We start from the raw sequence: 15263 nt of genomic DNA on the forward strand, positions 1-15263 counted from the left end.
GATGCCGGCCGCCTGCGGAGGGCCGGACAACCGGCCCCCGGCCCGTCGGAAGAGCCGCTCAACGCACCGGGAAGCCACAGGAGTAGCCCTGTTCCTCGAGCCAGGGGAGGATCCGCCGCAGCGCCTCGACGGTCTGGGACCGGTCCCCGCCCGCGTCGTGGAAGAGGAGCGTCGGCCCGTTGGGCAGTTCCCGCTCCACGGTGGCGACGATGGCGTCCGTGCCAGGCCGCTCGAAGTCCTTGGTGTCCACGTTCCAGCCCAGGGGGCGCATCCCGCGGGAGGCGGCGAGCTTGCGGCTGTACGGAGTGAAGGCTCCTCCGGGAGCCCGGTAATACATCGGCCGGACGCCCCCGGACGCCTTGGTGATCATGCGTTCGGCGTCGAGGATCTGCCGGGACTGGTAGGCCTGGGAGTTCTTGTCCATGGCGGTGTCGTGCGACACGGAGTGGTCGCACAGGCGATGCCCGGCCGCGACCACCTTCTTCACCAGGTCCGGGTGGGCCTGTGCCTGCGTCCCCACCATGCAGAAGGTGGCTTTCACCCCGTACACCCGTAGTACGTCCAGCACTTGAGGTGTCCAGAGGGGGTCGGGGCCGTCGTCGATGGTGATGTTGACGCCGCGTGCCCCCTTCTCCGAGGCATGCGCGATGGTGGCGGCGACCGGCTTGGCGCCCCCGCCGGGCGAGACGGAGGCCGTCGCCTTCGGCGTTGAAGTGCCGGGGGCACCGGCCTGCGCGGTCCACACCGAGGCGCCGGTGGCCAGCACCGTCACACCGAGCGCCGCCCCGAGCACCTTGCCGTACCAGCCCCGCCCACCACTGTGCCGCGCCATGCCCGCCCCGCTCCGTCGAAGTTCCTCGCCCATCCCCGGCCACCTGCGGCCACCTGACAGGACGAAGGACGGCGGCTGGGGGATCCGTCCGTTACGGATCTCGGACAGTTCCGCAGGGAGTCACGGACAAGCCGGCGAGCAGCGGCCGCCGGCTCCGCATCCCACCGGGAAGCGACAGCCCGCAGTCGATCCCACATCCTCGACCCTTCGCCGATCGCGTCGACGACGCCTGCCGCGCGAGGTCAGCGGCGTCCGCGGCGGCGGATGCGTGGCCGTGGGCTCACTTCCCCGCGTCGGTGCGCAGACGGAGGTAGGCGGCCGTGAGGTAGGTGTGCGCCGGTGCCAGGGCGACTGCGGTCCACAGGAGCGCTGCCGTCGCCGGCGGGGTGAGCGCTCCGGCGGCGTGGGCGACGTAGGTGTTGCGGGTGAGGTCGGCCAGGACCGCCTCCCGCGCGGCGGTGTGCAGCGGCGCGGCGACCTGCTGAACCAGCAGCCAGACGGCGCCCGCGCAAGCGGCACTGAGCACGCAGGCACCCAACAGCCAGGGCAAGGCGGCCCGTTGCCGCATCAGCGACCACGACCGCCGCAGCGCGGCGCGGGGTGCGAGGCCGTCCACGGCGCAGGCGGCCGGCGCGAGCAGGAAGCCCGCGCGGAGCAGGACCGCGCTCGGGGCGAGCATCAGGGTGATCCCGGCCGGTGTGAACGGCCCTTCGCTGCTGAACGGGTCGATTCCGGTGAACGTGTCCACCGCGATGCCCAGTCCGACACAGAGGGCGCCGTTCGCCAGCACCGCCGACAGCACCAGGACGCCGCGCAGTACGCAGACCGCCGCGACCCCCGGTATCCGGGGCCGGGTCCGCCGCCACAGGCGGCGAGCTCCCATGGACGGGCGTTCCTGCGCGGTGGTGACGCACACCGTGCACGCCGCCTGCAGCACCGCGCCGACGAGGCCGGCGCTCAGCAACAGGGCGGGCAGTGCACCGAGGGCCGGCAGCAGCACCGCTTCGGGATGGGCGAAGTTGGGGTCTTCGGCCTGTTCGGCCGCGAGCTTGTCGTGCCACGCCTGCGCGAACTGGGGCCGGGCCAGGGCGAAGGCCAGCACCGTCGCCAGCAGTCCCGTCACAGCGGCAAGTGCGACGGTGCCGAGGATGATCAGTGGCAGGGATCCACTCTGCCGCCGCACGGCGGCGAAGACGGATTTCCCGGGCACTCCCGCGACGCTTTCCCGCCGACTCGGTGTCGGTCGGTTCATCAGCGCTCGATCTCCGTTCGGATGACTGCTTCGGCCACCACCGGTCACCTCGGCGGATCCTCTGCACGAGGTGTCCGCGCCGGCTCGCCGCTCTTCCTTGCCGCTATGCCTTCAGGCGGTCCACCGCTTGCTTGGCCTCCAGCAGCCCGGCGCCGGTGGCCTCGCGGTACTTCTTGATCGCTGGGATGTGCTGTCCGGCATGTACGAGGGCCGCCACTTCCGCCAGGGCGGGGTCGTCGTCCGGCACGCCATGGTGGTTCATGAGGAGGCCGAGCCTGTGCTCCAGACGGGCCATCCGCCGGTCCAGCCGACGGGCCCGGCTCTCCACGGTCGCGATGGTGGTCAGTCCGACGAGGACGACGAGCAGGCCTATCAGGGTGTACATGACACTCTCCCTTGTGTGTGACGGGCACGCGCCGCATGGCGCGGCGGCGTACGGGATGAGGAGGAGAAGACTCCGGGCCGGGCGGAGCCCGGGCCCCGCCGGTCAGGACGGTTCGGGTCCGCGGGCCGGACGCGGGGAGACCAGTCCCGAATCGTAGGCGAGGATCACCGCCTGCACGCGGTCGCGCAGGCGGAACTTCTCGAGGATGTGGGCGACATGCGTCTTCACCGTCGTCTCGCCGATGTTCAGCTCGACGGCGATCTCGGCGTTGGACAGACCACGCGCCAGAGTCCGCAGCACGTCCAGTTCGCGGCCGGTGAGCACATCCAGGCGCGGCGGGACCGGCGGCGGGGACTCCGAGGGCAGGCCGGCGAAACGCTCCAGCAGACGCCGGGTGACCCGGGGGGCGAGCACGGCCTCGCCGGCGGCGACCGTGCGGATGGCCGAGACCAGGGAATCGGCGGGACCGTCCTTCACGAGGAAGCTGCTCGCCCCGGCCCGCAGGGCGTCGACCACGTGCTCGTCGAGGTCGAACGTGGTCAGGATGACGACCCGGCTGGGCAGGCCGCTCTCGGCGATCAGACGGGTCGCCTCGACCCCGTCCATCCGCGGCATGCGGATGTCCATGAGGACGACGTCCGGTGACAGCCGCCGGGTCTCCTCGACGGCCTCCCGGCCGTCGGCGGCCTCTCCGACGACCTCGATGTCCGGCTCGGCCTCCAGGATGAACCGGAAGCCGGTCCGGATCATCGGCTGATCGTCAGCCAGCAGGACGCTGATGGACCGCATGGTGCCCCGTTCCTCCGTTGTTCGCCGGACCGTCGGTCTCGGGCAGGTTCAGGACGGCGTGGACGCAGAAGCCGCCGCCCGGCCGGGGACCGGTGTGCAGGGTGCCGCCCGTCGCGGCGATCCGCTCCCGCATCCCCAGCAGACCATGACCGGAACCGTACCCGGGCTCGGGGGTCCCCGCCGCGTCCCGCGGTCCGTCGTCACAGACGCGGACGTGCAGCCGTTCCGGTTCCTCCTCCCACAGCAGACGCACCCGGGTACGCGTCGCGCCCGCGTGCTTGACGGTGTTGGTGAGCGCCTCCTGCACGATGCGGTACACCGTCAGCTGGTACCCGGCGGGCAGCGCCACCACGGAGCCGGAGACCTCGTAGTCGACGTCCAGACCGGTGGCCCGCACGGCGTCGACGAGGGAGGGCAGGGCGTCGATCGTCGGCTGGGGCGGCTCCTTGGACGGTGTGCCTTCCCCCTCCTCGTCCGTGCGCAGCACGTCCAGCAGCCGACGCAGCTCGGTGACGGTGTCCCGGCCCGTCTGCTCGACGGTGGCGTGCAACTCGTGGGCCTTGTCGGGTGACCGGTCCTGGACCCGGTCGGCCGCGATGGTCTGCACCACCATGAGGCTCACGTTGTGGGCCACGATGTCGTGCAGTTCACGGGCGATCCGCGCGCGCTCCTGCATCACCGCGGCGCGCGCGGTGGCGGCCTGCTCGCGTTCCAGGGCCGCGGCGCGCTGCATGGCCTCGTCCCGGACGGCCGTCCGGGCCCGCGAGAGCCGGCCCAGGGCCCACGCCGCCAGCAGGAGCACGGCATCGGTCAGCAACGCCGCGAGCCGATGCCCCCTCGGCGCGAGGAACGCCTCCGTCAGCGCGCTGAGCGGAATGAACACGGCCGCGACGAAGGCCGTGACGCGTGGCGCGCCCCGTACGGCCGTGAGATACACGGCGATGGCCACGGACAGGTAGGTGGGGCCGATCGACGTGCCGTCCGGCCCGGCGAGTTGGGGGATGTAATCCAGGTACTGCAGTGTCCCGGACGCGGCCGCCATGACCAGCAGGCCGGCCAGCGGCACACGACGGTGCACGGCGAGGGGCAGCGTGGTCAGCAGCACCAGGACGAGCCACCACTGGTCCGGCTGTCGCAGCGGGACGCCGTCCGGGGGGATCGCCTTCGGCAGTGCCAGGCACGCGGCCGCCGCCAGGACGGCCAGGGTCACGTCCGTCACCGCGGCAGGCACCTGGCGGCCTGCGAGTGACCCCGGTTCTCTCATGCCCCCCACGGTAAAGGGCCTGCTCACCCTGCCTGCCCACCCTGAGGTCTGAGTCCCGCCGCCCGCCTTCCTCCTCCCGGTCTCCTCCGTGAGGAGGAGACGCGTCGCGCACGGCGTGGTGGCACGCCACGCGGCCTCGTCCGGACGGTGGAAGCGGCCGCCTCCCTCACTCGCCGGGCGGAGGGCCGGATTCGACGTGAGGACGGAGGCTCCGGACCTCGGACGCCGGTGGACTGGAAGGACCCATCACCCCGAACGACCCAGAGGTCCCACATGCTCGGAGCACGCACTCGGCAAGCGCCCCCCGGCGCCCCCGTCGGCATCGATCCGTCAGGAACCGCCGTACGGCTGACCAAGGTGACCAAGACGTACGGCCGCGGGTCGTCCGCGGTCGTCGCACTCGACGACGTCAGCACCGGCATCGCCGCCGGCGGTTTCACCGCCGTCATGGGCCCGTCCGGCTCCGGCAAGAGCACCTTCCTGCACTGCGCCGCCGGGCTCGACCGGCCGACCTCCGGAACGGTGCAGCTCGGCGGGCAGGACCTCGGCGACCTGGACGAGAGGCGGCTCACCCGGTTCCGCCGGACCCGTATCGGGTTCGTCTTCCAGGCCTTCAACCTGCTGCCGTCGCTCACCGTGGAGCAGAACATCACCCTGCCGCTGCGGCTGGCCGGAACGGGGACCGACCACGACTCGGTCCGCGGTGTCACGGCCGCGGTCGGACTCGCGGGTCTGCTCGGCCGCCGCCCCTCGGAGCTGTCCGGCGGGCAGCAGCAGCGGGTCGCCATCGCCCGCGCCCTCATCACCCGCCCTGAAGTGATCTTCGCGGACGAGCCGACCGGCGCACTCGACCCGGACACGGCCGACGACATCCTCGGGCTGCTCCGGCAGGCGGTGACCGACCTGCACCAGACCGTGGTGATGGTCACGCACGACCCGGTCGCCGCCCAGCGCACCGACCAGGTCGTCTTCCTCGCCGACGGACGCGTGGTCCGCCGTGTGGACGCGCCGTCCGCCGCGCAGGTCAAGAGCGTCATGACCGAGCTGCGGAGGACCCACTGATGCTGCGTATCGCCCTGGCCACCTTGCGCGCCCGCGCAGGGGCCTTCGCCGCCACGTTCGCCGCGCTCCTGCTCGGGGCGGCCGTGGTCAGCGCCTGCGGCGTACTCCTGGAATCCGGGCTGCGCTCCGCCCAGCCACCCGAACGGTACGACACAGCCCCGCTGATCGTCGCGGGCCGTCAGGCCGTCGATCTCGACGTGAAGTCCGCCGACGGAACCGAGTACCGCAGTTCCCAGCCACTGCTCGAACGACCACGACTCGACGCCTCCCTGGCCCGCGACCTCGCCGCGGTCGACGGTGTCGCCTCTGTGGTGCCCGACCGCCGCGTCACGGTCCGTCTGCTGGCCGCGGACCGTGTCGTCACCGGCGCCAACGGCGCCGTGCCACAGGCGCACACCTGGTCGAGCCGAGTCCTGGGAGGATTCCGCCTCACCGAAGGGCACGCGCCCCAGGGCGCCCAGCAGATCGTCCTGGACACCCGTCTCGCGGCCCGGGCCGGGCTGCGGACCGGCGACAGCGTGCGGCTCATGACCTCGTCCACCCCGCTCACCTTCAAGGTGGCCGGACTGGTGGCCCTCGACGAGGACCGCACTCCCCGGCAGTCGGTCCTCTATGTCTCCGGGGCCGCGATGCAGCGGCTGGCGCCCCTGTCCGGTGCGTCCGCCGACGCCTTCGGCGTGTTCACCACGCCGGGTACACCGTCCTCGGAGGTGGTGCCCGCCGTCGAACGGGTGCTGGCCGGGCACCGCGCGGCGGTGTACACGGGTGACGGACGCGGCGAGGCGGAATTCACCGACATCGCGGTCGGAGCGGCCAACCTCGTGGAACTGGCCACCGCCATCGGCGGCAACGTGCTGCTCGTGGCCGTGTTCGTACTGTGCGCCACGACGTCCCTCGCCGTCCGCCACCGCCATCGCGAGATGGCCCTGCTGCGTGCGATCGGCACCACCCCTGGGCAGCTGTACCGCATGATCACGGCGGAGTCCGCGGTGGCGGGTCTCGTCGCGGGCGTGCTCGGCTGCCCGCTCGGCGTCGGTGTGGTCCACTGGCTGAGCGGACAGTTCGCCGGACGCGGCCTGGTACCGCCGGACTTCCGGCCGGTCGTCGGCCCGCTCCCGTTTCTCGCCGCCGTCGGTGCGACGGTCCTGACCGCAGTGGCGGCGGCCCTCGTCGCCGCCCGGAGGGCTGCACGCGTCCGCCCCACGGAGGCGCTGCGCGAGGCTTCCGCCGAGCCCGCGCGCCTCGGCAGGGGCCGTCTGATCACCGGCGGTGTCCTGCTCGCATCGGCCGTCTGCGTGGTGGGTCTCGGCCTCGGCTACCGCACCGACTTCCTCACCCTGGTCGGTCTGGCCAACTCCCTCGTCCTGCTGCTCGTGATCGCCGCTGCGGTCCTCGGTCCGCTGATCAGCCGCACCGCCACGGCCCTCCTCGCCCCGCTCCTCGACCGGACCGGTGTCACCGGCTGGCTCGCGGCGGCCAACTCACGCGCCCGTGCCGCCCGGACGGCGGCCGCGGTCACCCCGCTCGTCCTGGCCGTCTCCTTCGCGGCGACGGTCGTCTTCACCCAGACCACTCAGCTGAGCCGGTCCACCGAGGAGATCCGCTCCGGCACGGTCGCCGCTCACGTGCTCACCGCTCCCACCGGCATGTCCCCGGAGCTCGCGCGCCGGGCCGCCGAGCTTCCGGGGGTGACGGCCGCCACCGGTGTGGTGCGGTCCAAGGCGGTCGGTGTGGGTTCACTGCTCGGCACGGAGGAAACCGTCTCCCTGACCGCGCAGGGACTCCAGCCGTCGGCCCTGTCCGCCACCGTCGACCTGGACGAACGCAGGGGGAACCTGGCGGCTCTGGCTCCGGACACGGTGGCTCTCAGCACCACGGCGGCCTCGTGGCTGGGGCTCGACGTCGGTGACCGGGCGCGGCTGTACCTCGGGGACGGGACGCCCTTCACCGGCGAGGTGATCGCCGTGTACGGCAGGGGACTCGGCTTCGCCGACCTCACCTTCGACCACGACCTGCTCCTGTCCCACACCACCGCGGGCGTCGACCAGTCGGTGCTGATCCGGTCGGCCTCCGGTGCCGCCGGCGACATCGCACACCGGCTGTCCGCTCTGGCACGGACCTATCCGGGAGCCGAGCTGAGCGGAGCACTGGCGGCCGATGCCCAGGTCGAAGAGCAGAGGGCGATGGCGTGGGTGAACTACGTGGTGGTGGGTGTCATCATCGCCTACACCGCTCTCACCGTCGTCAATACACAGGCGATGAACACCGCCTCCCGGCGCCGGGAGTTCGCGCTGCTGAGGCTGACCGGCAGCAGCCGGTCGCAGGTGCTGGGCATGCTGCGGCGGGAGAGCTTCACGGTGGTCGCCGTCGGAGGGCTCCTGGGAACGCTGCTGTCGGTGCCGCCGCTGGCTCTGGTCGCGCTGGCGCTGACCGGCGGACCGCTACCGACGGTGCCGGTGCTGGGCTGGCTCGCGATCGTCGGATCGACGGCACTGCTGGCCATGGCCGGGGCGATGCTGCCCGCTCGCCTGATGCTCCGTGTCCGTCCGGTGGACGCCATCGGGATGAAGGAGTGACGAGCGAGTGACCGGGGGGGGAGTGACCAGGGAGCGCGCGGGACGCGCGTCAGTGGCGGGCCGGGACGGCCCTGCGATCCGGATGCGTGGCAAGGGCTCGGCGAGCCGGGCAAGGGCGGACAAGCATGTCATGTGCACGCGATTTCACCACGCGTCTTTGTCCGGCAACCGACCCCTGAGTCCACAGCCGCGCACCCAAGGCATGGACGGCTTCCGTACTCGGCCCGACCACCCCGAGCTGGTTCACTGATCTCTCACGGTGGGTAAAATCGCCCCAAAGATCGAAGTATTGCTCGGAATCCACATGCACCGGTAGGTCTCCGGTCGTTCGGCAGGATTCCCGTTCACCGGGGGTATCCCGGCTGTGCCGTATCAGGGTGCAATGGTGGAGGTCAGGCCCTTCCGCACCCACACCGGTCAGAAGAGGCACGCAATGGATCCATGGCTGATCTGGTTGATCATCGCAGCGGTATTGGCCGCGGCGGAAATCTTCACCCTCACTGCCGCGCTCGGAATGCTGAGTGCGGCCGCATTGGTCACGGCGGGGTCCGCCGCGGTCGGGCTGCCGTTGCCTTTGCAGTTCTTGGTGTTCACCCTCGTGGCCACAGTCACCGTGCTGTTTGTACGCCCCCTCGCGCTGCGCCATGTACTCCAGCCTCAGACGGAGAGATTCGGCGTGGACGCACTGGTCGGCAGGGGTGCCTACGTCGTCTCAGAGGTAACGGGCCTGGGAGGCAGGGTCCGCATCGACGGTGAGGAGTGGACGGCCCGCGCCTACGACGAGACGCTGGTGATTCCCCCCGGAAAGACCGTCGACGTCATGGAGATCAGCGGCGCCACCGCGATCGTCTACCCCCGGGACTGAAACCATGGAAACCTCGGCTCTCTTGATCGCCGGCCTGATCGTCGCACTGATCGCGGTTTTCACCGTGGTGCGAGCGGTCCGTATCGTGCCCCAGGCGCGCGCTCGCAATGTCGAGCGCCTCGGCCGCTACCACCGGACCCTGAATCCCGGTCTCAGCCTCGTGATCCCTTACATCGACCGCGTTCATCCGGTGATCGATCTCCGGGAACAGGTGGTTTCCTTCAAGCCGCAGCCGGTCATCACCGAGGACAATCTCGTCGTCGAGATCGACACCGTTCTGTACTTCCAGGTCACCGATCCACGAGCGGCCTTCTACGAGATCGCGAATTTCCTTCAGGCGGTCGAGCAGCTCACCGTCACCACCTTGCGCAACGTCGTGGGATCCATGGACCTGGAGAAGACCCTCACCTCACGGGACACCATCAACAGCCAGCTGCGCGGAGTCCTGGACGAGGCCACCGGAAAGTGGGGGCTGAGGGTCAACCGGGTGGAGATCAAAGCCATCGACCCTCCGCAGTCCATCAAGGACGCGATGCAGAAGCAGATGCGAGCCGAGCGGGACAAGCGGGCCGCGATTCTCGGCGCCGAGGGGCAGCGCCAGTCGCAGATCCTCACCGCCGAAGGCGACAAACAGGCCGCCGTCCTGCGCGCGGAGGGGAACCGTACCGCTGCGATCCTCCAGGCCGAGGGCCAGTCCCGGGCCATCGACGAGGTGTTCCAGGCCGTACATCGCAACGACCCCGACCCCAAGCTGCTCGCCTACCAGTACCTCCAGACGCTGCCCCAGCTCGCGCAAGGCTCGGGCAACAACTTCTGGGTGATCCCCAGCGAGATCACCGCCGCGCTCCAGGGCGTGTCCCGCGCCTTCACCGAGGTGCTGCCCCAGTCGCCGGCCACCCGAGAGAAACCCCCGGACGACATGGTCGCCCAGGCCGCCAACGACAAGGCCCAGGCCGAGGAAGCCGCCGCCGCGGCCCTCGCCGACGCAGCCGAGGCCGAGGGCGCCAGCCCCGACGCCCTCCCGTCTCACCCGCCGCGCTGACGGCGGGCGGCCTCTCCGCCGGCGCCACTGGCTCGTCCCGTCAGCCGTTCCAGCAGGACGGACCGCCCGGCTCTGTCGCGCTCCCCGACATCCCGGGGCGCGGGACGCGCCGAGGACTTCGCGGGCCGCGCCCGGTGCGTCATCGCTCCGGGTACCGCGCATGCCGCCGTCCCTCCCGGCAGTCGCCCGCGGTGGGCGGCCACCAGCCGGTACACGCCGTGCGCGGCCCAGCGCACGGGCGGCAGAGTCAGGACCGCTCCCACGACGGACCACACGCCGCCCCCGCTCAGCAGGATCCTCGCCACGGCCTGCACACCGCCGTACGCCCGCCCGGTGGGTGTCACCCACAGGGCCTCGTACCGGGCACGCTCCGCAGTGACGCCGAGCGACGCGAGATCCGCGTGCTGCCACGCCACGGCATCGCACCGTGGCCGCACCAGACGCTGGACGACGCCCACCGACCTGGTGCAGAAGCCGCAGTCCCCGTCGAAGATCAGCACCGGTCGCATCCGCACGCTTCCATCGTGCCGCACCCGCATCCCGTCCGGCGGACGGTCGGACGACCGGAAGGGGGCGTGCCCAGCAGGGGGCCGGTGCTCGAGCAGGGGCCGGTGGCCGACGCCACCAGCCCCCTCCCGTCCACTGGGCCGAACCCTGTCAGTGACGGCTCACTGCACAGGTCGCACCTGGATGTTGCGGAAACGGACCTTGTTGCCGTGGTCCTGCAGCCGTATCGCTCCCGCCGCTGGTGTCTCGGACCGGCCCGAGGCGGTGGGTCCGTCGAGGACGAGGTCGTCGTGGACCTTCTTGCCGTTCCACACGACCGTCACCCGGGCGTCGGCGGTCTTGTTTCCGCTGTCGTCGAAGCGGGCCGCGCGGAAGACGATGTCGTAGGTCTGCCAGGTCTCCGGCCTGGTAGCCATGTTCGTGTCGGGTGCCTTCTTCAGATAGATCGCCCCGGCCTCGTTGGTGTCCGGTGAGGTGTCACCGTAGGAGTCGAGGATCTGCAGCTCGTAGCGGTCCTGGAGGAAGATGCCGCTGTTCCCCCGGTCCTGGCCGGTGACGTCCGGTGGCAGCAGAGGGACGCGGAACTCCACATGGAGTGAGAAGTCCTGGTAGGCGTCCTTGCTGCGGATGTCGCCGCAGCACACCTCCATCGACTTCTCCTCCGTCAACGGCCACCCCACCTTCCGCCCGTCCGTGTGCTGCCACTGGGACTGCGAATCGGCGGTGCCGTCGAAGAGAGACACCCCGGCGCCGCGCGGATGCACGGTGATCAGGTCGAGGTTGACATGACCGGTGTCGCCGGGATCGAACCGGTAGGAGAGGGAGTTCAGGCCGGCGCGCAGGGCCAGCGGCTCGGTCCGGGTGGACCACGAGTCCCAGTCCCCGGTGGAGGGCAGCCGGGTCTGCCGAACCTTCTTCCCATCGGCGTACAGGGACAGCGACTTGGTGCCGGCGAACGGGTTCGGGCCGTTGGAGTAGCGCAGATTCACGTCGTACGTGCCGCTCTTCGGGACGGTCACGTCGAACGTCGTGGCGGCCTTGCCCTCGGTGGCGTAACGGTCGACGAAACCGCTGCCGGAGTAGCCCGCGTGGTCGGTGTTGATCCCGGCCGTACCGGTCAGCCGGGCCTCCTCCGCCTCGTACAGGGTGGCGGCCGGCGGCTGCTTCCCGGGCATCGCGTTGAGCGTGTACCAGGCCTCGGTGCTCCACAGCGCCTCACCGGAGGCCGAGGTGAAGGGGCGCGGGGAGCGCACGTGCACCACGTAACCGGGTTTGAGTCCGTCCGTCCGCAGCCGGACGGTACGGCCGTCGTCGGCGAGCGTCGCCGCACGCACGGCGAGCCTCTCCTCGGCGATCTTCGGGCCGCCGTAGTCGGTGGTCGGGGTGTAGCGCCACTGCTCGACCTGGTAGCGCGCGGCCAGTTGTGCGGCGGTCTGCTCGGACACCGGCTGGGTGTACGTCAGGTCGAAGCCGCCCGGGACGGCACGCATGGTCTTGATGTCGAAGGTGTTGCCGCCGTTGGGCGTCAGTTTCTGCAGCCCGAACCGGAGTTTGCCCTCCTGGCCCCAGTTGCCGTCGGCGCCGAGCCCGCCGGCGTAGACGGCGCCGTCGGGGCCGAGGGTGAGGCGGTTGACGCCGGCTTCCAGTCCCTGGGTGTAGCGGAAGACCGCGCCCTGGTACTGGCCCTTCACCTTCTCCAGGTAGGCGCGCTGGAGGCCGCCGTAGGTGACGTCTCCGATCAGCATCTGGCCCGCGAACTGCCCCTTCTTCAAGTACAACGGTGTCGAGGGGGAGTTGGCGATCTCGTTCTGCGGCAGCCAGAGCACCGGCGCGGTGACGGGGGAGGACTCGAAGGGGCCGGCGGGCTCGGTGTAGTGGTTGAAGAAGCGGTCCTGCTTGATCTGGACCAGCTTCGACGAAGGGAGCCAGCCGCCCTGGTTGTCGGTGGTGAACAGGCCGCCGTCCGGGCCCCATCCGATCCCGTTGGGGGTGCGCAGCCCGCCCGCGACCGGGCTGATCCGGCCCGTCTTCTTGCTGATCCTGTACGTGGTTCCGCGGCCGGGAGCGGGTTGCGGAGTGGTGGTCGCGCCGCCGTAGTCGATGGCGACGGAGAGGTTCACGTAGAAGTACCCGTCGCGGTAGAGCAGACCGAACGCGAACTCGTGGAAGTTGCCCCCGTAGGGCCATGTGGCGACCGTGCGGTACGTGTCGGTGACATCGTCGCCGTCCTCGTCGACCAGCCGGGTCAGTTCGTGCTTCTGCGAGACGTACAGGGAACCGTCGACGTACGTGATCCCCATGGGCTCGCGCAGCCCTTCGGCCACCTTCTTGACGGTGACCTTGTCGCGGCTGGTGCGGCCGGTGACGTTGTCGAGCAGGTACACCTCACCGGCAACGTTGTCACTGCCGCCCCAGGTGCTGATGGCCAGTCGCCCGTCGGGCAGCCAGTCCATGCCGCTGACCTGTGGCTCGAAACCGTCGGGGCGCAGATCCGTGAGGTCGAGGTCGGGACGTACGGAGGTGAGGGGCAGTCCATCACCGGGGGAGTCCCCGCTCGCCTCGCACTCCTTGCGGCCCGGCGCGGTCACCCGGACCACACCGGCGTCGGTGCTCAGTGCCTCGCGTGGCACGACGGTGAACTCGCTCTCGCCCGGCGGTTTCCAGGACAGCTGCACCTGCTGCCCGCCGTCGCGTTCGAAGTGGTCGACGCGCAAGGGGTGGGGACCGGCGGTGAGATGGACGGTGCCGTCCTTCGGTTCGGCGCCGTGCAGACCGTCGTGGTCGATCAGCGGGGAGCCGTCGAGCGACAGCCGGGAGCCGTCGTCGCTGGTGAGGCGGAACACGTACGACCCGTCGCGCGGGGCGATCAGATAGCCGGTCGCCTCCGAGACGAACCGGTCCTCGAACCCGCCGAAGTCGGCGGCCGTGGACCAGTCGACGGTGGGCATGACCTTGTCGTGGTTGGGCGTCTGCCCCGGCTTGAGGGTGCACAGCTTGCTGAGTGGAGCCTGGACGTCGTAGACGCGCAGCGTGACTCCGGGCTCCTGCGGCGGTATGTCGGCGGCAGCCGTGGGGGAGGGGGCGGCTTCGGCCGCAGGAGCGGCGAGGACCACGCCGGACACGAGGGCCGACGTGAGCAGTGCGGAGAAGCGTCTTCGGGTTCGGGAGAAGGGTCGTTGGCGCATTGGTCCTCCTGTGCTGGGGACCGGACCGTGCCGGATCGTTCCGGTCTCTCACGGGGTGGAGCGCTGGTTGCGCCGCAAAGGTAGGAGACTTTCGCTTGTCATGTCCATACTTTGTCATCGGTGTGTTCAAAGTCGGGCCGCGCGCCAGGGCGGACCGTGACGGCTGTAGCTCGTGTGCCACCCGGGTCCGGGTGTTCAGAAATGCCCCGATGGTGGAACTGATCATGGGTGGGCAGCACTTGATCCCGGGAAGCGTTCCGGGGGTGGGCCCGGGGGAGGGGCGGTGACGACGAGTGAGTGAGCAGGGTGGCCGCGACTGGGTGTGCATGACTCCGGACGAGTTCGACCGTGACGCGCCGCCGCGCCCGGAGGTGGACGGACGGATCCCGGCCGAGCTGGACGAGTGCGGTACGGCTCCCCTCTTCGGCGACGAACCGGCCCCGGCGGGGACAGGCCGGCCCGCTCCGCGTCCCGCTCAACGGGGCTGCCAGGGGCGGCTGTTCTGACCGTGATCCTTTGAGGGCGGGGGGGGCGGCCATTTACAGGTGCGCCGATACCCGCGACGTGTGCAGACTCCACGCATGGCTGCCGATACCGCCGTCTCGGTTCACGAGAGGGCTCTGCGACATGTCGCGGCGTCGTCCAGGGGGAAGCCCCTCCCTCCGGACCTGCGGGTGACGATGCACTTTCATCCTGACCGAGCCGCGGGGAACCGTCCGATCCTGGCCCAGATGGCTCGCGACGGCGTCTACCGGTCTCAGTTCGTCACAGGAACGAGCAACGGCGGACTGACCGCCTATCCGGGCGGAGACCGATGGCGCTGGGAGAGCCGCATCTTCGCCGGCGCGTATGACGACGCCGCACCCGACCAGCGTCCTGTCTACGGTGCGCTGAACTACCGTCGTGATCCGATGGGCGGTGCTCCGCGATTCGGCTCCTCCTACTTCCGGCTCACGCCTGAAGCTCTCACCCGCGCTACCTTCTGTTACCCGGACAGCTCCGCCGAGCCATCCGCGTTCGGCATCGCCGGTCGGTGCTCACTTCTCGAACTTGCCGAGGTGGCGGACACGGATCTCCTGGACAACCACATCGAGGCACAGATCCATGGGCCTGTCGGATTCGACCGGGACGTGGAAGCGCTGGTGCTGGACCCCAGTTATCGCGGTACACCGGTCGAATCCGCGGCAGAACGCCTGCCGTGCCCCGTCGAGTGGCATCCCGGTTTTCGGCTCGGCGTGGACGAACTGCGGCGGCATCGGCACTACCGCGGTCAGGCGTATGTGGATCTGGGAGCCGAGATCGCTGTCGGTGGCCGGCTCACTCCGCGGGTCGTCGGAGATGCCGCCCGCACAGGTCGATACGCCCTCCAGGACCTCAAGAAGGTCTGGCACTGTCTGGCCCGGTTCGGGAGGCCGAGCGGCTGACTTCACCACGCGCCGGCGCACCGTCGAACACCCCGACGCCCGACAACGTGACACAGCACGCGCCTGGACAGCCATGGGCG

Annotated in this window: 12 protein-coding genes and 1 pseudogene; 6 read left to right on the forward strand and 7 right to left on the reverse strand. The window is 70.6% G+C overall.

Annotation, left to right across the window (positions count from 1 at the left end; all coding sequences use genetic code 11):
• Positions 1 to 58: 58 nt before the first annotated feature.
• From ACFY9E_RS28685 to ACFY9E_RS28705, 5 genes are all read right to left on the reverse strand, one after another.
• Positions 59 to 832 (reverse strand): polysaccharide deacetylase family protein, encoded by a 774-nt coding sequence (locus ACFY9E_RS28685; protein ID WP_390988765.1) that lies wholly within the window; start codon positions 830 to 832, stop codon positions 59 to 61.
• Between the two features lie 280 nt (positions 833 to 1112).
• A complete protein-coding gene (locus ACFY9E_RS28690; RefSeq protein ID WP_390988767.1) occupies positions 1113 to 2042 on the reverse strand; it encodes a hypothetical protein in 930 nt (309 codons plus the stop codon).
• 145 nt (positions 2043 to 2187) lie between these two features.
• Positions 2188 to 2469 (reverse strand): hypothetical protein, encoded by a 282-nt coding sequence (locus tag ACFY9E_RS28695; protein ID WP_390988769.1) that lies wholly within the window; start codon positions 2467 to 2469, stop codon positions 2188 to 2190.
• 102 nt (positions 2470 to 2571) lie between these two features.
• Positions 2572 to 3258, reverse strand: a complete 687-nt coding sequence (locus tag ACFY9E_RS28700; protein ID WP_390988771.1) for a response regulator — start codon at positions 3256 to 3258, stop codon at positions 2572 to 2574.
• The gene (locus ACFY9E_RS28705; protein WP_390988773.1) at positions 3230 to 4477 is read right to left on the reverse strand and encodes a histidine kinase; all 1248 of its coding nucleotides are present in this window, start codon (positions 4475 to 4477) and stop codon (positions 3230 to 3232) included. The genes ACFY9E_RS28700 and ACFY9E_RS28705 overlap by 29 nt, the downstream gene beginning before the upstream one ends.
• Before the next feature lie 318 nt (positions 4478 to 4795).
• Between ACFY9E_RS28705 and ACFY9E_RS28710 the strand changes: the two genes are divergently transcribed.
• The 4 genes from ACFY9E_RS28710 to ACFY9E_RS28725 all read left to right on the forward strand — a co-directional run bounded on the left by ACFY9E_RS28710 (position 4796) and on the right by ACFY9E_RS28725 (position 10067).
• The gene (locus tag ACFY9E_RS28710; RefSeq protein WP_390988775.1) at positions 4796 to 5584 is read left to right on the forward strand and encodes an ATP-binding cassette domain-containing protein; all 789 of its coding nucleotides are present in this window, start codon (positions 4796 to 4798) and stop codon (positions 5582 to 5584) included.
• Positions 5584 to 8160, forward strand: coding sequence for an FtsX-like permease family protein (locus ACFY9E_RS28715; RefSeq protein WP_390988777.1), 2577 nt, complete (start codon positions 5584 to 5586; stop codon positions 8158 to 8160). The genes ACFY9E_RS28710 and ACFY9E_RS28715 overlap by 1 nt, the downstream gene beginning before the upstream one ends.
• A 433-nt stretch (positions 8161 to 8593) precedes the next feature.
• On the forward strand, positions 8594 to 9025 hold the full coding sequence (locus ACFY9E_RS28720) for an NfeD family protein (protein ID WP_390988779.1): 432 nt from the start codon (positions 8594 to 8596) through the stop codon (positions 9023 to 9025).
• A 4-nt stretch (positions 9026 to 9029) separates the two neighbouring features.
• Positions 9030 to 10067, forward strand: a complete 1038-nt coding sequence (locus ACFY9E_RS28725; RefSeq protein ID WP_390988781.1) for an SPFH domain-containing protein — start codon at positions 9030 to 9032, stop codon at positions 10065 to 10067.
• Positions 10068 to 10216: 149 nt separating this feature from the next.
• Here ACFY9E_RS28725 and ACFY9E_RS28730 read toward each other — a convergent pair.
• Both ACFY9E_RS28730 and ACFY9E_RS28735 read right to left on the reverse strand, forming a co-directional pair.
• Positions 10217 to 10582, reverse strand: a pseudogene (locus ACFY9E_RS28730) (thiol-disulfide oxidoreductase DCC family protein); the annotation flags it as partial.
• Positions 10583 to 10735: 153 nt separating this feature from the next.
• The gene (locus tag ACFY9E_RS28735) at positions 10736 to 13759 is read right to left on the reverse strand and encodes a family 16 glycoside hydrolase (RefSeq protein ID WP_390988783.1); all 3024 of its coding nucleotides are present in this window, start codon (positions 13757 to 13759) and stop codon (positions 10736 to 10738) included.
• A 293-nt stretch (positions 13760 to 14052) separates the two neighbouring features.
• Between ACFY9E_RS28735 and ACFY9E_RS28740 the strand changes: the two genes are divergently transcribed.
• Together ACFY9E_RS28740 and ACFY9E_RS28745 are read left to right on the forward strand one after the other, a co-directional pair.
• A complete protein-coding gene (locus ACFY9E_RS28740) occupies positions 14053 to 14265 on the forward strand; it encodes a hypothetical protein (protein ID WP_390988785.1) in 213 nt (70 codons plus the stop codon).
• A 75-nt stretch (positions 14266 to 14340) separates the two neighbouring features.
• Complete coding sequence (locus ACFY9E_RS28745; protein ID WP_390988787.1) at positions 14341 to 15183, forward strand: DUF3626 domain-containing protein; 843 nt, start codon at positions 14341 to 14343, stop codon at positions 15181 to 15183.
• The last annotated feature ends 80 nt before the right edge of the window (positions 15184 to 15263 follow it).

The organism is Streptomyces sp. NPDC012466 (assembly GCF_042955215.1).
Taxonomy (GTDB): Bacteria; Actinomycetota; Actinomycetes; order Streptomycetales; family Streptomycetaceae; genus Streptomyces.